Below are 21,152 nucleotides of genomic sequence, written 5' to 3'. Positions count from 1 at the left end.
GTGAAAAGTTTATGTACATGACTATAAAGGAAATTATTGATGCAGCTAATCAAAGACAAAAGCCAATTTATGAATTAGCAATTGAGCAGGAAATCGAGCAAACTAAAACTTCTTATGAAGATGTTTGGAGAAAAATGGAAAGAAATTTAGTGACTATGGAGAATGCTGTAAAGAAAAGCGCTGAGGGCAACGGAGTATTTTCTCCGACCGGTTTATCCGGAGGGGATGCTGTTAAAATAAAACAATATCGTGAAAGTGGAAAAACCCTTTCTGGAGATTTGATGATGCTCGGGGTCCAAAACGCTATCGGAGTTAATGAAGTAAATGCGTCGATGGGAGTTATTTGTGCAACTCCAACTGCAGGTGCAAGTGGGACAATCCCGGGAGTACTGTTTAGTATCCAAGATAGTTTACAGTTAAGTCATGAAGACAAGGTTCATTTTCTCTTCACTTCAGCTTTATTAGGAATGGTAGTAGCAAATAACGCTTGTATTTCCGGAGCCTTCGGAGGATGTCAAGCTGAAGTAGGTAGTGCCTCAGCAATGGCTGCAGCAGCAGCAGTAGAAGCTGCCGGAGGAACACCTCAGCAATCATCTGACGCTTTCTCAACTGCACTGCAAAATTTACTTGGTCTAGTTTGTGATCCGGTTGCAGGCTTGGTAGAAGTTCCTTGTGTAAAGAGAAATGCTATTGGAACGGCTAATGCCTTAGTAGCAGCGGATATTGCATTAGCAGGCGTAACCAACATCATCAATGCTGATGAAGTAATTGAAGCGATGTTCGTAGTAGGAAGACAGATGCCTCGCGAATTAAGAGAGACAGGTTTAGGTGGAATTGCAGCCACTCCCACAGCAATTGCTATTAAAAACAAAATTTTCGAAGATAAGGTTACTAGAAAATAAGATAATAATAATATATAATTATAGTAATAAAAGATTACAATATTTACACAGAAATGTAAGCGTTATAGCAAAATAATGGAATTTCAACTCATGCTTTGTGAAAAAAATCACAGTTATTAAGGTTCATTCTCCAATTCTCTATCAAGGATGAGAGGAGTGTATATCGATATCTATTAATGCCATATAATGTAATAGTATGCATTAAATAGTTTTGTAAACGTAAACAATTTTAACAGTTTTAAAAGAGAGGAAATGATAAAGTAGTTAACCAGTATACAAGGAGGAATTATAATATGAATGGGAATACAGCCGAAAAACTTGAATTTACTGCTGTAGATACTACAGGGAAAAACGAAAAATATCCAGATCCCAAAAAGTGGCACAAGCAAGATACCACCTGGGCATTGAGCCTTTTTGGAACAGCAATTGGAGCAGGCGTACTCTTTCTACCTATAAATGCGGGAGCAGGAGGTTTATTATCGTTACTGTTAATTACAATACTTGCATTTCCTGTTATGTACTTCTCGCATAGGGCGCTTGCTAAAATGATATATGCTTCCAAATCTGCTGATGAGGGGATTACAGGTACGATAAGAGAGTATTTCGGTAATAAGGCAAGTATAATTTTTAACCTCGTATTTTTCTTATCGATTTATATTATCGTGCTGATGTATTCGGTTGCACTAACAAATACTGCAAGTAGTTTTATGGTGAATCAATTGCACATGAATGAGCCGCCAAGAGCCATTTTATCGCTTGTATTAGTACTCGGTCTTATAGCTATACTGAACTTCGGTCAAGATATTACTGTAAAGGTAATGAGTATGCTAGTATATCCTTTTATAGCTTCGCTGCTTTTTATCTCAATATCTTTAATTCCACAGTGGAATACGTCGATGCTTAGTTTTTCAAGTGTTTCTACTGCTCCAACAGGAGTAGGAGGATACTTCAATATGATATGGATGATATTGCCAATTATTGTATTCTCGTTTAATCATTCTCCTATGATATCGTCATTTGTTATGAAACAGAGACAAACTTATGGAATACAAGCTACAGACGCCAAATGTTCTCAAATACAAAAAGTTTGTTATATCATGACTTTCATTGTCGTTATGTTCTTTGTTTGGAGTAGTGTCTTGAGTTTGACTCCAGATGATCTTGTAATAGCAAAAGAACAGAATTTATCAGTACTTTCATACCTTGCCAATCGGCTTAATTCGCCTCTAATCACTATTGCAGCTCCTATTATTGCGTTTGTGGCCGTAACAAAGTCCTTTCTTGGCCATTATGTAGGAGTATACGAGGTAATGCGTGACATGATTATCTCGGCCGGTAAAGCACGTGGAAAAAACCTAAAAGAAAAAACAGTTAAGAGAGCGATCCTTGTTTTTGTAGTATTAACATGCTGGTATGCCGCTTATGCAAATCCAAGCATTCTTGGAATTATAGATACTCTCAGCGGACCGCTAGTTGCTGCTATTTTATGTCTCTTACCAATGTATGCGATCAATAAAGTTCCTGCTCTAGCTAAATATAAAGGAAAACTTAGCAATATTTTTGTCACTGTTGTGGGCGTTCTCACTGTCCTTGCAAGTTTGAAAGCATTATTCTAATTAAATATTTTTTGAGCTTTCTCAGGTGGCTTGTCATTGGCACCTAAGAAAGCTCTCTTTTTATTGATTAGTCGACTCATTCGTGATTTCAATCATAAGATGAATCGGGGCTATGATTTAACCTAGTCGCATGATTATCCCGTCTTAGCTGGAGTTTTTCAGGTGTACTCGTTCATGCTGCTGTGTAAGGGAATAACTTAGACAAGAGGCTCTGCCCAAGCTGACTTTTTTGGAGCCTCTTTTACTTGGTTAATTAAATGAACAAATGTTGAGTCAATCAGTTCTATTGGCAGCTATACACATAGAAAGGAGGATTACAAATTATGAAGAATAAGAATTTTACAGAATATGATCGGGCCATATTGCAATCCTATGACTCCATCGTGGAAGGCTTGGCCGATTATTTGGGAGATGCCAGCGAGATTGTGCTGCATAGCTTGGAAGACTATCAAAATACCGTTATCAAAATCGCGAACGGGCATCATACGGGCAGAGAATTAGGAGCCCCGATTACGAATATGGCTTTGCAGATGTTGAGTGAGGCTAAGTACTCTAACGCAAAGCAAGCGATCAGTTATTTTACCAAAAGCAAGGACAACCACTCAATGAAATCAAGCATGATAGCCATTCGTGGTGAAGCTGGCAAAATTATTGGTTTTATGTGCATTAACATAAACTTGGATGAATCGTTTTCTGGATTTCTTCAGACTTTTTTACCGCAAGCGGGTTTTGAAACAAAAGTACAGGGGGAAAATTTTTCATTATCCATTGAGGATATGATTCTTGAAATGATAGAGCTGACGATTGAAGCGGTGGATGCTTCTCCTGACATATCGTATGCAAATCGAAATAAGCACATTATCGGTCTTTTGTATGATCGGGGAGTGTTTAATATGAGAAATGCGGCTACAATCGTGGCAAATATGTTGAAAATTACGAAACATACCGTTTATTTGCATTTGCGTAATCATACTCCCAGAAACGAGAAGGAAACCTGTACAACCAGTAAACAAGGCTCATTTAATTGACCAAACTTTTTATAAAAAGGAATGTTCATTCAAAAAGAAAAGAATCCATTTTGATTAATCTCTTGTCAAAATGGATTCTTTTTTATTTACTCTATAACCTAGATTTACACATTTTTTACCACACTTTTGAAAAAATGAGGTTCAACGGCTTGATAATTCTTTTAAAATGATTTATATTCATATCAATTGATATGTTGATCTATCAAAAATGGATACAAGCAAGCGGAGGGTAAAAAACAATTGGACAGAAGCGAGGTAAATAATATGATTTTTGAAGAAAAATTACAAGCATATGCAGAACTTGCGGTAAAAGTCGGTGTCAATATTCAGCCAGGGCAATACTTATTAGTCAATACATCGGTGGATGCATTGGATTTCGCCCGTTTAGTTGTGAAAGAGGCCTATAAGGCTGGTGCAGGACGTGTTCATGTTAACTTATCAGATGATGAAATGGATCGTGCTTACTTGGAGCATGCCTCAGATGAAGAATTTAATCGTTTCCCAGAGTGGATAGTCAAAATGAATGATGAGCTGATCGAACGTAAAGGAGCACTATTAATGATAGATGCTGCAGACCCTGATAAATTTACAGGTATTTCAGCCAATCGTCTAGCTACCTATCAAAAGGTATCAGGAGCTGCTCTGAGAAACAATCGTAACGCCGTAATGAAGGATTTAATAGCTTGGTCGATGGTAGCAGTTCCTTCACCAATGTGGGCATCGAAGGTGTTCCCGAACTTAGCAGCTGAAGATCGAGTACCAGCATTATGGGAGGCTATTTTTAAAGCTGTTCGTATCGGTGAAGGCAATGCTGTTGAAAAATGGCGTGAACATGTATCAAATTTAGAATCTCGTGCGGTCCTACTGAACAATAAAAAATATGCGAAGCTTCACTATACAGCGCCAGGTACTGATTTAACAATTGCATTAGCACCACAGCATAAATGGATTACTGGAGGTGGTAAAACGCCAGATGATACTATCTTTATGGCTAATATGCCGACAGAAGAGGTTTATACGTTACCGATGAAACAAGGTGTAAATGGCTATGTAAGCAATACAAAACCATTAGTTTACCAAGGGAATATTATCGACGGCTTTAAACTGACATTTGAAGAAGGAAAAATTGTTAAAGCTGAAGCACAGATAGGACATGATTTATTACAGGAGCTTATGAATGTGGATGAAGGCTCTTGCTATTTAGGTGAGGTAGCACTTGTACCACATGAATCGCCAATTTCAGCATCGGGGATTTTATATGTTAATACATTGTTTGATGAAAATGCATCGAACCATTTAGCGATTGGTAATGCTTATCCAACTTGCTTAGAGGGTGGAAGAGATTTAGAAAACGATCAGCTTGAAGCGTTAGGTGCAAATATTTCAGTAACACATGAGGACTTTATGATTGGCAGCAGTGAGATGGACATCGACGGTATTCTACCAGATGGAACTGTAGAGCCAATTTTCCGTAAAGGTAGCTGGGCATTTTAAGTTTTTGATTTGAAGAAAGGAGTAGAGTAGATGAAACGATTACTAAGCATAATTGGTGCAACTATATAGGTGTCAAAACACATTTGAAGTTGAGGAGTTGGCTAGTCAAGGATATATTGTTCTAGGTATCGATCATACCTTTGATGCTGCAGCTACCGTCTTTCCAGATGGTCGAACTGCTTACGTACAATCCGTCAATTTAACTGATTTTGACGAACGCGATTGCCACATCAAATTATGGAAAGAAGATGTCACTTTTGTACTTGACCAGTTAGAGAAGCTTAATCAAAACGATGAGACAGGATTCTTTACAGGAAAGATTGATACCTCGCGTATTGGAATGTTTGGGCACTCTTACGGTGGGGCTACCGCAGCACAAATACTTGCAGAAGACTCTCGTGTCAAAGCAGCCATCGATATGGATGGCACATTGTATGGGGGAGTTTTGCCTGAAAGTGGGTTAGCTGGCGGTGGGATGTCAATAGTCATTCCCCATACGGATCATACAAGCTTCACTGATTTTCATTTGTTCTCCCCACTGTTGTGGAGCCCAGGTGAAAATCCAAAAGAAGTTCATCGCATGATCAACGAATTCAGCCTGGCATTTTTTGACCAGTATGTAAAACAGAAGGACGACGGCTCACCCCTTAAAAGGCTGATAACCAAATACCCAGAAGTGAATTCTAAAGTAAACCGATAACCTTATGCAGAAATCAACTTCATTAAAAAAATATTCTGCAAAATGAAGTACAATCGGAGTTCGATAATAGTAGAAAAATTACTGTAACTTCGTCATGAAAAGCTACATTCAACAGTTGGACACTTTGTTTTAAATGATTTATGATAATATCAAATGATATATTTATCTATCAAAAAAAGACGACTTTATACAGAAAAAGGGAGAGATTGACGATGAAGAAAGACTTGTCAGCGTTGAAGGAAGCGAGATTTAATGCAATTCTTGATTCGGCTACTATATTGCTTGTTGAAAATCCTACTGCTTCGATGAATGAAATTGCAGAATATGCGGGAATTGGTATTGCTACACTTCATCGCTACGTCGAAAGCAGAGAGAAATTGATGCTGTTCTTGGGCCATCGGGCTATACAACTGGTAAGTGATACCGTAAACCAGATTCCACTGGATGAGGAAAGAAGCGAAAACTATATCCCGGAACTTATTGAAGCGTTAATCCCCTTAGGTGACAAAATCTATTTTCTAGGTCATGATGCATCTGTATTTAACAACAAAGAATTAGGTGAAGCCGAAGAGAAGCTGAGGGAACCCTTACGACGCGTTATTGAGTTGTTACAACAAAGAGGTTACTTTCAGCAAACGGTTAGCAGCGAATGGATTTTGAATACGCTTTATGCCCTGCTTTTCCATACATGGGAGCAGGTACATGAAGGTAATGTGCCTAAAAAATCGGCTGCAGAGCTTTTTTTAAATACGTTTTATTATGGTTTCAAAGCGAAGGGTGATAATTAACATCAATAATATAGAAAGAAAAAAGGAGTGCTAGGAAATGAATCAAATCTCTATTGTAAAGGCTGATCATCGATCCATGGTCAGCGCTAAGCTAAATGTAATGGCATTGGAATACATGGCGTTTTCACTTGCAGGATCTGAGGAGAAGAACACGGTCGAAGGGACATTTCGTACGCTATGGCAGCAGGAGAACAATCGTTTTAGTCATCAATACGCTTACGAAGCTCAAATGGACGGGAAAACTTTAGGGATGATTACTTGCTATCCCGTACCTGTTTTAAATCGTCTTGCATGGCCCACATTTAAACAGCTGCTTTCATTCCGAAAGCTGGGTCTTGTTGTTTATAATATTCTGAATATCAAAATGTTATATTCCATGATCACCATGAAGGAGGGAGAAGATGACGAGTTTCACATCGGAACAATCGCCTTATTGCCCGAAAGCCGGGGACTAGGGATGGGGACCAGGCTGCTTGAGTTTGCCGAGGAACAGGCTTGCCTGCAAGGCTTTGCCAAATGCTCTCTGACGGTAAAGAAAGAGAACCATCTTGCCATTAAATTGTATCAGAGGATAGGCTACCAGATTTCAGGTGAAATCAATAAACCCAAGTTATCGTTGTACAGAATGGTCAAAAATGTAGAACCTTACAACCGTTAATAAAAAGTTACCGAATTACCCCTTTTGATTAAAGCATATGGCACAAGAAAGCTTAAAGCTAAACTTCACGAACGTGGACTTATCGTATCCAGGATACGAATTGGCTGTATCATGAAGGCACAAGGCCTTGTATCTCCTACACAGTTCCTCGTTATAAACCTCATAAGACTGTATGAAATCAGTCCCAGCAAACAAATGAACTGAATCGCCAATTCCAGCAAGATGAAGCTAAACGCGTTGTAGTCAGCGACCTGACTTATGTTAGAGTCAAAAACAGATGGCACTACATCTGTATGTTTGTCGATCTCTTTAATCGAGAAATTAATAGATTCAGTGCGGGGCCTAACAAAGATGCTGCACTCGAAATGCGGGCATTTGCTTAGCACCAGATGGCACTACATCTGTATGTTTGTCGATCTCTTTAATCGAGAAATTAATAGATTCAGTGCGGGGCCTAACAAAGATGCTGCACTCGAAATGCGGGCATTTGCTTAGCACGAAATGTTCTACGTCAGATCCAATTATTCCATACCGATCGTGGTAGTGAGTTTAAGAATAAGTTGATCGATGAAACGTTGACTGTATTCCAAATAGGTTTCCTTTTATGGTCATGTCCTCTACATATATCCATACTAAATCGATATATTTGAATAGACTGTAAAGAACTATGTGCTTTTCACTGATCGCTCAAGGAGGAATCGTATGGATGACTCATGTGTACTCGGCCCTTTAGATCCGGAGGAAAGGCAACGTAACGCATATCAAATTCGGAAACAAGCCGCTAAAGAAGAAAAGTCGCGCAAAATCCTACCTCAGCCCTGCAATCACGATGAAAGAAAGTATCCGAACAAAATCGGAAACTTCACGAAGGGACTGCTGCATAACGGTCTTGGAGAAGTTGATCAACATGCATACCAAGCATATCTCAAAGCATTGAATAGCGGAAAGCCAAGTAAATTCGAGGAAATTCCACTCGGTGGAACGCTCAAGCTCGTTAATCCGCAAGGCGCTTACGTGTATGATCTTGCCGGGCCCGACGGACATTCCTTAACGATTCCGGCTCCGTCTTCGATAAACAGTGCAGCCGCTGCCAGCGATATGGTAGAACTATACTGGCAATCGTTGTTGCGGGATGTTCCGTTCAACAGCTATGACAGGGATCCATTAGCGGCTGCAGCAGCGGAGAACCTTTCGAATCTGAAGGATTTTTACGGGCCTAAAATAAATGGACAAGTAACACCGCAAACTTTATTTCGCGGCGTTACGCAAGGCGATCTGGTAGGGCCGTATATCTCGCAATTTTTATACAAAGATATTCCATTTGGCGCCACTTCTATTATTCAAAAATACAAAGTCCCTTTGGCGGGTCAACATTTCTTAACGGATTATCAAACATGGTTGAGCATTCAAAATGGCGCTGCTCCGTCTGCTTCCATCGTATATGATCCTGAACCTCGTTTTTTAAGAAACGGAAGAGATCTGAGTGAATGGGTGCATAAAGATTTTTCTTATCAAGGTGTGTTAATGGCCTGTTTATATTTGTTGAGCTTGGGATCTTCTGCACTTGATCCGGCCAATCCGTATTTCCATTCGCGTACCCAAACTGGATTTGTTACCTTTGGATCTCCGTATATTTTGGATTTGGTCGCACGGGCCGCGAATTTCTCGATGGAGTCTGCCTGGTATCAGAAATTTCTTGTGCATCGGAGACTGCGGCCGGAGGAGTTTGGCGGTCTCGTTCAACAGAAAATAACGAACAACGCAAATTATCCGATTCATGAGCAGCTTCTGAATTCTCCTGCAGTAGATCTAACCTTCAATAAATACGGAACCTATTTGCTGCCACAGGCTTATCCGGAAGGGTGCCCGGCACATCCGTCCTATCCGGCAGGTCATGCCGTAATTGCCGGTGCAGGTGTTACGATGTTAAAGGCGTTCTTCAACGAAGATTTTGTTCTCCCGAACCCAGTTACAGTGAGCGATGACGGTCTGTACCTTGAGCCCTTTAACGGAGCGCCGCTCACAATAGGCGGTGAATTGAATAAGCTTGCCAATAACCTGGCCATCGCTCGGGCATTTGCAGGTATTCATTATCGTTCTGATTGTTTTCACGGCATGAATTTGGGCGAGGCTACCGCCATCGGTTTGCTTCGCAACTACAAGCATACGTTTAACGAGCCATTCCAAGGATTTAAGCTTACGAAATTCGACGGCACAACTATAATTGTAAAATGACCGCTGGGGATAAAGCAGCCTCGGACTTTCCACGAAAAGTAGTGCAAGGTGTTGTATGGAAATAAAGGTGGTTAGGAAACAGTGACAGTATGGACGCAAAAATTAAGTCCTAGACTGTCACTGTTTATATCACTATTAATCCCATTTAAAGAAGTGCAGAGACATACTCATACATATTACTGTAAGTACAATCATTACAACCACGGGAATGATGACACTATCCATTGGCAGGCCAAGTGAAGCGGCTTTTAACATCTTAATGCCCTGTGTTAGCGGTAATATATCGGCCACTTTTGAAGCGCCGCAGGCATTACTTCATAAGGCAAGGTAGCACCAGAGAAAATAAGCATTGGGAAATAGAGCTGGCTGGCTACAGCACTTGCTATTTTCATGTTTGGCGCCAGTCCACCGACCTTTTGCTTTTGCCAGCACCGTTTGCGCCCAATAAGCCAAAACCCTCACCACGACAAATCGATAGATTTAGATGAACAACTGCTTTGACATTGGCGTAAGACTTGCTCAAGTTTTCTACCTTGATCGTTGTTTCTACGTGATCAGATCCCTCCTTAATGCTCTCTTTGCATAAATAAAATAACACCAGAGCAAAGTCTGGTGTTAAAGTGTAGGGTTTGTTGTAAATTTCGTTTTCATTTCTCCAAGGTGAGTGAGCATCATTCGAGCGTTGTTCTCGGCGTATTGCAGGGATGTAAGCCAAAATTGATCATGCTTCTTCTACATTCGTGTGTAACCGTTTCAAGCTGGTATCAAACTCTTTCTCGATAGCTTCGTCCCGTTGATAGGTAAACAGACTTATGGCAATAATGACGATAAGGTTGACGATAAATCCGGGAATGATTTCGTATACATCTCTAGTAATTTGCAAGTCAATATTTTTCCAAATAATCACTGTTGTTGCGCCTGCTAACATTCCGACAATGGCACCCCAATTGGTCATTTTTCTCCAGTATAGGCTTAACAGGATAACGGGGCCAAAGGAAGCGCCAAAACCGGCCCAGGCATAAGCGACGAGACCTAAAATGGTTTTATTTTCACCGCCCAACGCGAGCAGGCAGGCGATGACTGAAATCGTTAGAACAGCCATTCTTCCAAAGAACACAAGTTCTTTATCAGAGGCATTTTTACGCAGAATCAGCTTATATAAATCTTCTGTCAATGCACTAGATGTTACAATGAGCTGAGAAGAAACCGTGCTCATTATTGCAGCCAATACGGCAGCAAGGACAAGTCCAGCAATAAACGGATGGAATAAAATTTGTCCAAGTTGAATGAAGACAGCTTCTGGATTAGACAATGTATAATTTGTTTGTGCAAAAAAAGCAAGACCTACTAATGCTGTTAATGAAGCGCCAAGTAATGTGGCAACCATCCAGCCCATACCAATACGTCGCGCAGTTTTGGTCTCTTGTACAGAGCGGATGGCCATAAATCGGACGATAATATGCGGTTGGCCAACATAGCCAAGTCCCCAGGCAGCTGCAGAGATGATGCCGAGCACAGTAGTTCCGTTAAATAAATCTAGGAGGGACGGATCTATGGCTCTGATTGTATCAACGGTGTTGGCAAACCCACCCGTCTCGCTCATTGCTAACACCGGTACAAGGATAAGAGCAAGCAGCATGATAAGTCCTTGGACAAAGTCCGTCCAACTGACAGCAAGAAAGCCCCCAAACAATGTATAGGCAACAACCACTCCGGATACGAGGAGCAGCCCCGCTATGTAAGGAAGGGAGAAGGAGTTTTCAAAAAAGACGGCTCCTGCCACCATACCTGAGGAAATATAGAACGTAAAGAAAATGAGGATAATAATGGAGGAAACAATCCGCAGAAGTTTGGTGCTATCCTTAAATCGATTTTCCAAAAATGACGGAATGGTAATGGAGTTCCCGGAAACTTCCGTGTATGTGCGCAAACGTGGAGCAATAAACAGCCAGTTCAGATAGGCGCCAACCGATAAGCCAATGGCAATCCACATATTTGACAGTCCTGTCAGGTAAATCCCTCCCGGAAGACCCATTAACAGCCATCCGCTCATATCGGCAGCGCCAGCACTTAAAGCGGTTACAGCAGGCCCTAAGGAACGTCCCCCTAACATATAGTCCGTCAAGTTTGTTGTTTTTCGGAAAGCATACCACCCTATACCTAGCATAGTTGCCATATATATCACGATGGCAATCATTTTTGAAATATCCTCCAACACTGTTCCACCTCGTTTAAAAGATGATATTATTCAATATATTACCATTAAATCAACATATTGACACGGATTTCAAAAGTGAGTTGAACGCTAATAAGTGGGATGTTCGTACATCGTTATCTGGGAGCATCAGAGAACTTTAACTTGCCAATAGACGGAGAGGGGTCAGCTTGAAGTGCCAAAAACCCGCATAAATTGCGGGTTTTTGAATCGTTATTGTTGGGAGATGAAAGGCGTTATCCAGTAAATTCCTGAACCCATGTGTTGTTATAAAAAGCAATACCGATATGGGTATAGTTATTATTCAGTATATTTGCTCTGTGGCCGGGGCTATTCATCCAATCCTTCATAACCTGGGTAGGGGTAGTTTGCCCTTTTGCGATGTTTTCTCCAGCGGTGTTGAATGTAATCCCGAATTCCTTCAACATATCGAAGGGGGATCCATGTGTGGGAGAATTATGATCAAAGTAATTGTTGTTGTACATGTCCTGTGCCTTGACCATAGCCACATTTGACAATTCTCCACTCCTACTTAAGGAACCTAATCCTGCTTTGGACCTTTCTTGATTTACTAGATCTAGAACCTGCTGCTCGAATTCGGATAAATGATTATCCACAGTACCTTCCTGTGCTGATCCTGTTGAACCTGTTGGCTCCTTATTTTCAGGATTCCCTGTAGGTACCTGGTTTGCTGGATTTCCATCCGGTGTTCGAATCAGATCCATCAAATCCAATGGAATTCCATTTTGTGCTTCTTTTGTTGTCATGGAAGATCGCTCTTTCCATGACGTAGCTGTTGATGATGCCTGTGTGAGGACAGAGCTTGGCGCAGTAGTATGATCATGAGTTGAAGTTCGTGTTTGCTTAGGAGTCACTTGCTTTTGCATCATATTGTTATGGGACGAACAACCTGCCACCAATAATAATACTGCTAATACAAAAAACTTTGCCATTAGCCAACCTCCTAGATCCGTTAATTAATGAAGTTACCGGATTTAGGTTTTCCTGCAAGCCTTTTACTTATTCCTCAGTACGGTTTTGGCGTAAGACCAAGTTCCTCATAAAGGCGCACAGTATTAGGATGGATTCCAATGCTACGCGCGATTTCTGCTGTTCTGTACTTTTCATGAATCCTATCACCTCATCTCTGCACTTTATCATTACTTAGTTTTACCGACCCACCCGGTTTCGTGGTATCTTAGGGGAGAACGAATCTATTATATTCTGGGGAACCATGGAGAAACAGTATGAACTTTGATTGCTTAATTGTGGATGACGAGACGGTGCTTGCGGAAACGACATGCGAATATTTGAATATGTTTGAGGTTAAATCGGCTTATGTGACCAGTGCGGAGGCGTGCGAACGGTTTTTGCAGGAAAATGACACCTCGTTAATCCTGCTGGATATCAATCTTGGCGACAGCTCGGGGTTTGACCTGTGCAAAAAGCTGCGGAAGACGACAGAAATTCCGATTCTATTCATCAGCGCCCGTTCCAGCAACGACGATGTGTTGATCGCTCTCAACATCGGTGGCGACGATTATATTCAAAAGCCGTATACACTTAGTATCCTGCTGGCCAAGGTGAAGGTCGTGCTCAGACGCTATGGAAAACAGCGACCGGGCGTGGACATGCTGGAATTCGGGGGAGTACAGATCGACCTAGCACTTTGCCGGGTACGGCTGAACGGTGCCGAGGTCAAATTCAAAGCGCTGGAATATCGTCTGCTCAGCTATTTGGCCCAGCATAAGAACCGGGTAATACCTAAAGAAGAGCTGTTTGCCAAGGTATGGGGCGACTCGTTCACGGGGGACGGAACCCTGAACGTGCACATCCGGCGCCTGCGTGAAAAAATCGAGGTCGATCCCAATCGTCCGAGATATATCAAAACGGTATGGGGGACGGGATATGTCCTGGAGGACGGCGAGCGATGAGAATTAAGGGGATGCTCCTCTTGCTGCTTGTGGTAATGGCAGCCGGCATCGTACTGTCGGTGCGGGTGATCGAAGCCGAAGTCGATACCCGGGTCGATATTGTCATGGCGAATCAGGTGCTGAAGACGGTCGAAAGCCATTGGCCGCAAATCGGGGAAGGTGATTACAGTGGTATTACCCAGCAATTTGTCGTGCTCGACCAGAGCGGGAATGTTCGCTATCGGACAGCGAGCGGACTGTCCGAGACCGTATATGATGCGATCAGGAATAGGGACGCAGTGCTGGATGTGACAATAGAGGGGCAGCTTGCTGGAAAGCTGATCATCCATGATGATTATAGGCAATCCATTCAGAACATAAAACGGCAATTGATGATCGTGATGCTGACGACGTTTACGATAGTGACGGTACTATGCGCGCTTTATGTTGTATTTCTGAACCGTTCCATTATCCGGCCTTTTCGCAAGCTGCAAAACTTCGCTCTCCATGTGGCGCGGGGCAATCTAGACTTCCCGTTGAAGATGGACAAAAATAACCTGTTCGGCGCATTTACCGAAAGCTTCGACATTATGCGCGAGGAACTGGCGGCAGCGCGGCAGAGTGAATACGAAGCCAACCGCAGCAAGAAGGAACTTGTAGCCAGCTTAAGCCATGACGTCAAAACGCCGGTCGCCTCTATCAAGGCAGTAAGCGAGCTGATGCTGATGCGAACAGACGATGAGAAGACGATCAAGCAGCTTGGCATGATTTATGCCAAGGCCGAGCAGATCAACCTTCTGGTTACGGATATGTTCCATGCGTCGCTAGAAGAATTGCAGGAGCTTAAGGTGAACGTTGCCGAGGAATTCAGCGCGATTATGAAAGAAATGATCATGAATGTGAATTATGATGATCAGATTGTGTGTGACCCCATTCCGGAATGCATTATTTTGACCGATGCCATGCGTTTGCAGCAAGTCATCGACAATGTCCTGAGCAACTCCTTCAAATATTCCGGCACCTCCGTTAAAATTACTTCTTTTATTGATCGCACCCACCTGCAAGTCGAGATTATGGATTACGGAACAGGAGTTAGCCCGGATGAACTGCCTCTGATTTTCAACAAGTTTTACCGGGGAAGCAATATCCAAGGTCAGTCCGGAGCGGGGTTGGGACTGTTTATTTCCCGATATCTGATGCAGAGCATGCAGGGCGATATTCAATGCCATAATCGCAATGACGGGTTTACGGTGACTCTTCGGATCAAGCTTGCCTGAATATTTAAGGAATGGTTAAGGAGTGGGCAAAGATTACATAAGGATTCATTTTGTATGATAGAAATGTGTACCGGATACCGATTATGAAATTTGTCGACAAGGGAATGATCGTTTTCGTGCAAAAGACGATACTGCGAACAGAGAAATTATGCAAAACCTTCTCTACCGGCGGAATTCAGCAGCATGTGCTGAAAAATCTGGACATCGAGCTGCTGGAAGGGGACTTTACGATTATTATGGGCAGCTCTGGATCTGGCAAATCGACACTGCTTTATGCACTCTCGGGCATGGATAGACCAACGCTTGGCGGAATTTATTTTGAAGGGGAGAATATTTCGCGGTTCAGCAATGATCAACTGGCTCTTTTTCGCAGAACTCATTGCGGTTTCGTGTTCCAGCAAATCCACCTGCTGGACAATATGAGCGTGCTGGACAACGCACTGGCAAGTGGGCTGCTGGTCAACAAGAACAGGCAGGCTGTCGCCGCCAAAGCCAGACAACTTCTGGGAAATGTAGGTTTGCCGGAATCCTCGTGGAGTAAATTTCCCTCCCAGTTATCCGGTGGCGAGGCACAGCGGGCCGGAATCGTCCGCGCCATTATGAACAATCCGCGAATGCTGTTCGCGGATGAGCCTACCGGCGCGCTCAATTCCGCATCCAGCGACAGTGTGCTGGATATCATGACCGGGCTGAACCGGGGCGGGCAGAGCATCGTGGTGGTAACGCATGATCTGACAACGGCATTGCGGGGCAACCGCATCCTATATCTGCACGATGGCGTCATTTGCGGAGATTTGATGCTAGGCACTTTTCAGGGAGAACATGACCGGAACCGCCGAGAAAGGCTGAAGGTATTTCTGGCCGAAATGGGGTGGTAAAGTGAATGTGTTACAGCTGGCAGCTGCTAATCTCAAAAAATCAAAAAGCGCCGCCCTCTTCCTGTTTATCTTGATGCTAATTGCGGGGCTGCTATTGAATATCGGACTGACGGCCATGTCCGTTATGAATCATTTTTACGAAAACAAGGTACGCGAGCTGCGCGATCCACATGTCAGTATTGCGATGAATAGTGCCAGCTTCAAAGTGGCTTACGGAGATTTTCTTGCGTCCTATTCAGGCGTTCGGGAGATGGAGACGGAACAGGTGATTCTGCTATCCACATCTACGATCCCTTTCTATGAAAATGATTCCGGTTTTGGTATCCGCACCATGTTGCTGAATGCGGACGCCGCGCGAAGTATCGCACCAGTTAAGCTTATTGAGTCTGCATCTACGGGTTCGGGAGAAGGTATATATGTTCCCTACAGTTGGAAGGTGAGGAACGGCTACCAGTTGGGGGACAACTTAACCATTACTTATCGGGGTAAAGCGTACACCTACCGAATAACTGGAGTTTTTGAGTCGACTTTAATGGGTTCCTCTAGGATGAATATGCTGAAGTTTTATTTGCCGGATGCAGCCTACCGCCAATTTACCAGGGCAGTCGGCCCCGAGGCCCAGGGAACGCTGATGTCTGCCATTTTATCGGACAACAAGCAATCAGGTGCGGTATTAAAGAATTATCACAGACAGTTTCCCCATTCGAATGAAGTCATAATCCCCAGTTTTTGGGCTGCCGACACGGAAACGGCGAAGGACGGCGGGGCATTCATCGTTAATTTTATTTCCATGATCTTGGCTGCGTTCGCGGCTGTGATTGTTCTAGTGTCACTCATTGTCATTGCATTCCGCATCTGGGACAGTATCGAAGATGGGATCGTAAACATCGGTGTCCTCCAAGCGATGGGCTACACTAGTCTGCAGATTATTTTATCCTATGTCGTGCAGTTTTCGTTGATTGCGTTGGCAGGGAGTGCCACAGGTGTGGTCGTCTCTTGCACAATGCTACCTGCATATGGGCAGGTCGTATCTACTCTGACGGGGCTGATATGGAGGGGCGGCGCAATTGCTGGCGTAAGTCTGACCAGTATTGCAACTGTGACTTTGCTGGTATGCACGGTGGCGCTGCTCTCCGCAGCGCGCATCCGCAGACTCCATCCCGCCGTAGCTCTGCGAGGCGGGCTCATGACCCATCATTTCAAACGGAACTTCTTCCCACTGGATCAGACCAAAGGCAGACTCCAATGGGTGCATGCCTGTAAAGCCATGATGGCCAATGGACGGCAAATTCTGCTGATCGGCAGCATTATGGCCGCGATCACTTTCGCGTCGGTATTTTCAGTGGTGCTGTATTCCAACATTGCCGGGGATAAAGTGGCCTTTTACCAAGTGCTTGGTTCAGAAATGCCAGATGTCGGGATTCAAGTTCAGCCCGGAAAAGACAGCTTGCAGTTGCTTGCAGGGATCCGACAGATGACCGGTGTGAGCAAGGCCGTTATTATGGACTCGATTATAATGGCAATTCAGGGTCAAATCGTAAATACGGAAATTTCCGATCAGTTCGAAATGCTGAACAACCAAACGGTCTATGAGGGCCGCTATCCGCTGTATGACAATGAGGTGGCCATTACCGGCGGTCTGGCCAGACTACTCGGCAAAACGATCGGCGATTCAATCAAGTTAGAAGCGGGAGATACCTCCTATTCATTTTTGATCACAGGGCTGAGCCAATCGTTCAGTGCGGGAGGAAAAGAAGCTTCATTAACTCTATCTGGAGTGCATCATCTTATCCCCGGACTCAAAGAAATGTCAGTTAATGTATACCTGAAAGGCGTCAGCAAATCGGATTTTATTCAGAACGTCAAAGCGGAATACGGGGATATGATCTGGTCAGTAACTAATGTGGATGAGTCACAGGAAAGTGGGATGCAGGTTTATAACTCGGCTGTATTCGCCGTTATGACAATTATTCTGGCAATTACGGTGCTGGTGGTTGTCCTCATTCTTTATCTGGTCATCAGAACGGCAGTTCTTAAGCGCAGGAGAGAGCTTGGTATTCTACAAGCGGCAGGCTACACAACATTCCAGTTGATGACCCAGGTTACGCTGAGCATTATGCCCATCGCTATTGTCGGTATCATTTGCGGCGGTGTGCTGGGCGGCCTGTATACGAATGTCATACTAGAGCTGCTGCTTACGGATGCGGGCATTTCCAAGGTACGCTTCGTTGTTCATGTGCCGCTCGTTGCGTTTCTTTGCATGGCTATCATTGCCTTATCATTTCTGGTGTCCTTACTGGCAGCATACAGGATAAGAAAAATTACTCCATACTGTTTAATAACAGAGTAGCCGGACGGCAGTTCATTGGTTCAGCACTATTATAGATGAACAGGAATAAGTAGTGCCTGAGCGCCGTCCTTGGCTGACGGCATTCTAGTGTTGAATCAATAAGCTGCGGAATGGCAGAGCAGTAAGCAAAAACAATTACAGATATTAAATAACTATTATATCTATAAAAGAAAGGTGAACAATATGCATACAAAAATACGAAACCCCATCATTATACTTCTGATAAGTATGCTCTTTCCTGTTTTTTTACTTCCGGCCTATGCGACGGATACAACAAACGCAGGGAACACGCCTTCGGGGATTCCCTACGAACGGCTGGAGCAGGAGATCGACAGTTATGTAAACGCCCATGTTGGAAAAGCAACTCCCGGCGCTGCAGTTGTGGTGACCAAGGGCGACAAGATCATTTTCTCTAAAGGCTACGGTTACGCCAATATCGAGAAGAAAACGGAGGTTGATCCAGCCAAGACTGTATTTGCCTACGGCTCCATCAACAAAGCGTTTGTCTGGACGTCTGTGATGCAGTTGGTGGAAGCGGGCAAGATGAAGCTGGATCAAGACATCAGAGCCTACCTTCAAAAAGAGCTTGCCGAGAGACTGTCGATTAAGAAGAGGATTACGATGCTGGATATAATGAGCCATACCGCTGGTTTTGAGCAGCATCCGCTGAGCACTTTCACTATGTCGGAGGATAATCTGACTTCATTGGAAGAGACACTGATATCTAGCCAGCCAGCGCAAATCTATGAACCTGGCAAGGTGATCGCCTATTCCAACTTTGCCACCGCATTGGCCGGACTGGTCGTGGAGAAGGTAAGCGGGGAGTCCTTCTCGGACTATGAAATGAACCATATTCTGCGCCCGCTGGGAATGAACCTGACCTCCGGCCATCCGACCTTGGAGGATCGCCCTGAATTGCAGAATGCGGAAGCTACAGGTTATGCGATGAAGCCTGAGGGCGGCTTCGAGGCAAGAGCGCACTATTTTGTTCCCATGTATCCAGCAGGTGCCATGGAAGGAACAGCGGAGGATCTGGCTCGGTTCGCTATAGCACTGAATGCCCCATCCAGTCCGCTCTTCACCCGGCCGGAGACCGTACAGACGATGCTGTCCCAGAGCTATACGCCGAATGCGGAGATTCTGTCCAATGCGCATGGATTCTGGGAGTACCGAGCTAAGCCGCATACCGTTGGTCACAGTGGAAATGTGAAGGGGTTCTCCGGTAATTTTGCCGTCGTCCCCGATGAACAGCTAGGCATCGTTGTCTTGACGAATATGGAGATTGAGCAGAAACTCACCTCCGGCATCATTAATCTGCTGATTCAGGACAAGACGCAGGAGGCCGTGACCCCGGCAGATGATTTGGCGCCGTCCAGCGAATTGAACGGATATTATGTGCAATCGGGCGGTACCTTCACCACGTATCATGAGGTTATCAATTATCTGGGGTTAATCAAGGTAGAAGCTAAGGGCAAGCATGATCTTACTCTTAGCGTGATGGGGATGTCGGGAGAGATGAGGCAAATCAAGCCGAATGTATACAAATACGCCAAGTCCGATAATCCAAGATTCGAACGCTTGGCGCCGGTTCTGTATGCGAAAATTTCGAAGGATGGCCAGGTCGTGCGGTTAAGCAAAGGAATTGCTACAGATATACTGCCGCTCCAAGGAAGCCGTTCGCTTCCGGCACTAACCAGCTATCTGGTACTGGCCGTGATCGCGATTGCATTCTTTCTGCTGACTCCGTTTGTGCTGTTGGTTCGCTGGCTCTTTCGGAAAAGAAAGGGAAGTCCATCCGCATCCACATCTACAGCCCCATCCAGCCGCCTGCTAATGGCTGTTATATGGTGTGGGACGATTTTAGTTGTCAACATCCTATACTTGTTGGTGAATGCCATGATTAATGAAAACGTAACGGTAGGTCAGATGAATGTTGGCGTCTCCTTGAATTGGGTTCTGGCAACACTCGCCGCAGCTCTGTTTGTACTCTCTATCTTTAAAGGCAGACATCAAGTGATGTCCAAAGGGCACAAAGGGTTCCGGATCGTCGTGGGAGTGCTGTTCACCAGTTTTGCCCTGTTGTTAGCCAATTGGAACTTCTTTTATTTCATCCCATAGTTCCAGTCGGGTAGGCGATCAATGATCTCATCTGACAAGTGTGATTTTTTAGGAAGAAGGTAGCTTAGTTATGCGGTATATGTTTAAAAATAGATCCAATCAATTGCGGGCAGGATGGGACATCTTGCTTGTGGTGGCGGCGATATTTGTATGGAAGAGAGTCTGTACGCTTGGCCTGTCACTGTTGGAGGATTCCGGGTTTGGGGCTGACCCGGATGGATGGATAAGTGTGTTCAAGGGACTTGGCCTATATATTCTGCTTGTCATATGGTTTGCCGTCAAGGTTGTCCATAAACAGCCGCTAGCCTCCATCGGACTTACCCGTCCGGATGGCAAAAGGCTGTGCACGGGTTTCATATGCGGTACCTTATTGCTGACCACTGTCATTATGATTCTGCTGACTTTGAATATCGCACATTTACAAGGAGATTGGTCGAATCCGCAATGGAGCCGGGTCGATATCATCCAACTCTTCATCGTTTCAATTCTGGCAGGGATTTCAGAAGAAGTCTTGTGCAGGGGATATATCCAGCACCTTCTCTCGAGCCGTTTGTCTCCCTATTGGGCGGCGTTTATCATTTCGGCCGGATTCTCGCTCGGCCATATGACGAATGGCGGCTACACATGGATTAGCGCAATTAACATCGCACTCGTTTCGCTGATTTTTTCTGGTATGACGATCCGAAGCGGGAATCTTTACTTTGCCATAGCACTTCATGCCGCATGGAATTTGTTCCAGGGCTATGTATTCGGCGTAGCGGTAAGTGGCCATCCGGCGGAGGGCATTTATGTTGTGGAATTGCATGGCGCCGAATGGTTAAGCGGAGGCAGTTTTGGCCTGGAGGGAAGCGCAATTACTACATTTGTACTTGGGCTTGCTTGTGTATTGCTGGTGTTCGTACTTGTGCGCCGATCGTGCCGCACCGGATCGCGTCTGGAAGGTAGTTGTAAACCTTGATTTTCTTCTGACTGGTACGTGC

General features: G+C 44.1%; 18 protein-coding genes and 3 pseudogenes. 17 read left to right on the top strand and 4 right to left on the bottom strand.

Annotation, left to right across the window (positions count from 1 at the left end; all coding sequences use genetic code 11):
* The first annotated feature begins 11 nt into the window (after positions 1 to 11).
* From sdaAA to BP95_RS0109945, 10 genes and pseudogenes are all read left to right on the top strand, one after another.
* A complete protein-coding gene (gene sdaAA / locus BP95_RS0109980) occupies positions 12 to 902 on the top strand; it encodes an L-serine ammonia-lyase, iron-sulfur-dependent, subunit alpha (RefSeq protein WP_028532053.1) in 891 nt (296 codons plus the stop codon).
* A 293-nt stretch (positions 903 to 1,195) separates the two neighbouring features.
* Positions 1,196 to 2,518, top strand: a complete 1,323-nt coding sequence (locus tag BP95_RS0109975) for an aromatic amino acid transport family protein (RefSeq protein WP_028532052.1) — start codon at positions 1,196 to 1,198, stop codon at positions 2,516 to 2,518.
* 323 nt (positions 2,519 to 2,841) lie between these two features.
* Positions 2,842 to 3,546, top strand: coding sequence for a helix-turn-helix transcriptional regulator (locus tag BP95_RS0109970; protein WP_028532051.1), 705 nt, complete (start codon positions 2,842 to 2,844; stop codon positions 3,544 to 3,546).
* Positions 3,547 to 3,810: 264 nt separating this feature from the next.
* A complete protein-coding gene (locus BP95_RS0109965; protein WP_021255851.1) occupies positions 3,811 to 5,040 on the top strand; it encodes an aminopeptidase in 1,230 nt (409 codons plus the stop codon).
* 64 nt (positions 5,041 to 5,104) lie between these two features.
* Positions 5,105 to 5,740: pseudogene (locus BP95_RS30035) on the top strand (alpha/beta hydrolase family protein); the annotation flags it as partial.
* A 212-nt stretch (positions 5,741 to 5,952) separates the two neighbouring features.
* Entirely contained in the window at positions 5,953 to 6,528 is a 576-nt protein-coding gene (locus tag BP95_RS0109955) for a TetR/AcrR family transcriptional regulator (protein ID WP_028532050.1), read from the top strand.
* 37 nt (positions 6,529 to 6,565) lie between these two features.
* Positions 6,566 to 7,186 (top strand): GNAT family N-acetyltransferase, encoded by a 621-nt coding sequence (locus tag BP95_RS0109950; RefSeq protein WP_021255854.1) that lies wholly within the window; start codon positions 6,566 to 6,568, stop codon positions 7,184 to 7,186.
* Between the two features lie 36 nt (positions 7,187 to 7,222).
* Positions 7,223 to 7,566 (top strand): annotated as a pseudogene (locus BP95_RS33805) (IS3-like element IS655 family transposase); the annotation flags it as partial.
* A 10-nt stretch (positions 7,567 to 7,576) separates the two neighbouring features.
* Positions 7,577 to 7,779, top strand: a pseudogene (locus BP95_RS33800) (IS3 family transposase); the annotation flags it as partial.
* 109 nt (positions 7,780 to 7,888) lie between these two features.
* Positions 7,889 to 9,421, top strand: a complete 1,533-nt coding sequence (locus BP95_RS0109945; RefSeq protein ID WP_028532049.1) for a vanadium-dependent haloperoxidase — start codon at positions 7,889 to 7,891, stop codon at positions 9,419 to 9,421.
* 269 nt (positions 9,422 to 9,690) lie between these two features.
* On the opposite strand, the gene BP95_RS34210 is transcribed toward BP95_RS0109945, so the two are convergent.
* From BP95_RS34210 to BP95_RS32995, 4 genes are all read right to left on the bottom strand, one after another.
* Positions 9,691 to 9,813 carry a hypothetical protein gene (locus BP95_RS34210; RefSeq protein WP_021255856.1) on the bottom strand — a complete coding sequence of 41 codons (123 nt, stop codon included), beginning with the start codon at positions 9,811 to 9,813 and terminating at the stop codon, positions 9,691 to 9,693.
* 329 nt (positions 9,814 to 10,142) lie between these two features.
* A complete protein-coding gene (gene putP / locus BP95_RS0109940; protein WP_021255858.1) occupies positions 10,143 to 11,639 on the bottom strand; it encodes a sodium/proline symporter PutP in 1,497 nt (498 codons plus the stop codon).
* Between the two features lie 233 nt (positions 11,640 to 11,872).
* Positions 11,873 to 12,589 (bottom strand): CAP domain-containing protein, encoded by a 717-nt coding sequence (locus BP95_RS0109935; RefSeq protein WP_021255859.1) that lies wholly within the window; start codon positions 12,587 to 12,589, stop codon positions 11,873 to 11,875.
* Positions 12,590 to 12,663: 74 nt separating this feature from the next.
* A complete protein-coding gene (locus tag BP95_RS32995; RefSeq protein WP_269321442.1) occupies positions 12,664 to 12,768 on the bottom strand; it encodes a terminase gpP N-terminus-related DNA-binding protein in 105 nt (34 codons plus the stop codon).
* A gap of 115 nt (positions 12,769 to 12,883) precedes the next feature.
* On the opposite strand from BP95_RS32995, the gene BP95_RS0109930 reads away from it, so the two are divergent.
* The 7 genes from BP95_RS0109930 (at position 12,884) to BP95_RS0109905 (ending at position 21,130) form a co-directional block, all read left to right on the top strand.
* Positions 12,884 to 13,570 (top strand): response regulator transcription factor, encoded by a 687-nt coding sequence (locus BP95_RS0109930; protein ID WP_021255860.1) that lies wholly within the window; start codon positions 12,884 to 12,886, stop codon positions 13,568 to 13,570.
* Positions 13,567 to 14,826 carry a HAMP domain-containing sensor histidine kinase gene (locus BP95_RS0109925; protein ID WP_021255861.1) on the top strand — a complete coding sequence of 420 codons (1,260 nt, stop codon included), beginning with the start codon at positions 13,567 to 13,569 and terminating at the stop codon, positions 14,824 to 14,826. The genes BP95_RS0109930 and BP95_RS0109925 overlap by 4 nt, the downstream gene beginning before the upstream one ends.
* Positions 14,827 to 14,913, top strand: coding sequence for a DUF1543 domain-containing protein (locus BP95_RS34500; protein ID WP_139170732.1), 87 nt, complete (start codon positions 14,827 to 14,829; stop codon positions 14,911 to 14,913). It abuts the gene before it with no gap.
* Between the two features lie 29 nt (positions 14,914 to 14,942).
* On the top strand, positions 14,943 to 15,704 hold the full coding sequence (locus BP95_RS0109920) for an ABC transporter ATP-binding protein (RefSeq protein ID WP_028532048.1): 762 nt from the start codon (positions 14,943 to 14,945) through the stop codon (positions 15,702 to 15,704).
* A gap of 1 nt (position 15,705) precedes the next feature.
* The gene (locus tag BP95_RS0109915; RefSeq protein ID WP_028532047.1) at positions 15,706 to 18,054 is read left to right on the top strand and encodes an ABC transporter permease; all 2,349 of its coding nucleotides are present in this window, start codon (positions 15,706 to 15,708) and stop codon (positions 18,052 to 18,054) included.
* A gap of 183 nt (positions 18,055 to 18,237) precedes the next feature.
* The gene (locus tag BP95_RS0109910; protein ID WP_021255864.1) at positions 18,238 to 20,172 is read left to right on the top strand and encodes a serine hydrolase domain-containing protein; all 1,935 of its coding nucleotides are present in this window, start codon (positions 18,238 to 18,240) and stop codon (positions 20,170 to 20,172) included.
* A 70-nt stretch (positions 20,173 to 20,242) separates the two neighbouring features.
* Complete coding sequence (locus tag BP95_RS0109905) at positions 20,243 to 21,130, top strand: CPBP family intramembrane glutamic endopeptidase (RefSeq protein ID WP_021255865.1); 888 nt, start codon at positions 20,243 to 20,245, stop codon at positions 21,128 to 21,130.
* Positions 21,131 to 21,152 lie beyond the last annotated feature (22 nt).

The organism is Paenibacillus sp. UNC217MF, assembly GCF_000686865.1.
In the GTDB taxonomy this organism is placed as follows: Bacteria; Bacillota; Bacilli; order Paenibacillales; family Paenibacillaceae; genus Paenibacillus_B; species Paenibacillus_B suaedae.
Note: the sequence above shows the minus strand (reverse complement) of the source record. Positions and strands in the feature narration are given on the sequence as shown.

Bases quoted from the DNA above. Each gene is read 5' to 3' on its own strand.
- BP95_RS0109925 (WP_021255861.1), top strand. From the start codon at position 13,567: ATGAGAATTAAGGGGATGCTCCTCTTGCTGCTTGTGGTAATGGCAGCC.
- BP95_RS0109975 (WP_028532052.1), top strand. From the start codon at position 1,196: ATGAATGGGAATACAGCCGAAAAACTTGAATTTACTGCTGTAGATACT.
- BP95_RS0109965 (WP_021255851.1), top strand. From the start codon at position 3,811: ATGATTTTTGAAGAAAAATTACAAGCATATGCAGAACTTGCGGTAAAA.
- BP95_RS0109935 (WP_021255859.1), bottom strand. From the start codon at position 12,589: ATGGCAAAGTTTTTTGTATTAGCAGTATTATTATTGGTGGCAGGTTGT.
- BP95_RS0109905 (WP_021255865.1), top strand. From the start codon at position 20,243: ATGCGGTATATGTTTAAAAATAGATCCAATCAATTGCGGGCAGGATGG.
- BP95_RS0109930 (WP_021255860.1), top strand. From the start codon at position 12,884: ATGAACTTTGATTGCTTAATTGTGGATGACGAGACGGTGCTTGCGGAA.
- sdaAA (WP_028532053.1), top strand. From the start codon at position 12: ATGTACATGACTATAAAGGAAATTATTGATGCAGCTAATCAAAGACAA.
- BP95_RS0109970 (WP_028532051.1), top strand. From the start codon at position 2,842: ATGAAGAATAAGAATTTTACAGAATATGATCGGGCCATATTGCAATCC.
- BP95_RS0109910 (WP_021255864.1), top strand. From the start codon at position 18,238: ATGCATACAAAAATACGAAACCCCATCATTATACTTCTGATAAGTATG.
- BP95_RS0109950 (WP_021255854.1), top strand. From the start codon at position 6,566: ATGAATCAAATCTCTATTGTAAAGGCTGATCATCGATCCATGGTCAGC.
- BP95_RS0109945 (WP_028532049.1), top strand. From the start codon at position 7,889: ATGGATGACTCATGTGTACTCGGCCCTTTAGATCCGGAGGAAAGGCAA.
- BP95_RS34210 (WP_021255856.1), bottom strand. From the start codon at position 9,813: ATGAAAATAGCAAGTGCTGTAGCCAGCCAGCTCTATTTCCCAATGCTT.
- BP95_RS0109955 (WP_028532050.1), top strand. From the start codon at position 5,953: ATGAAGAAAGACTTGTCAGCGTTGAAGGAAGCGAGATTTAATGCAATT.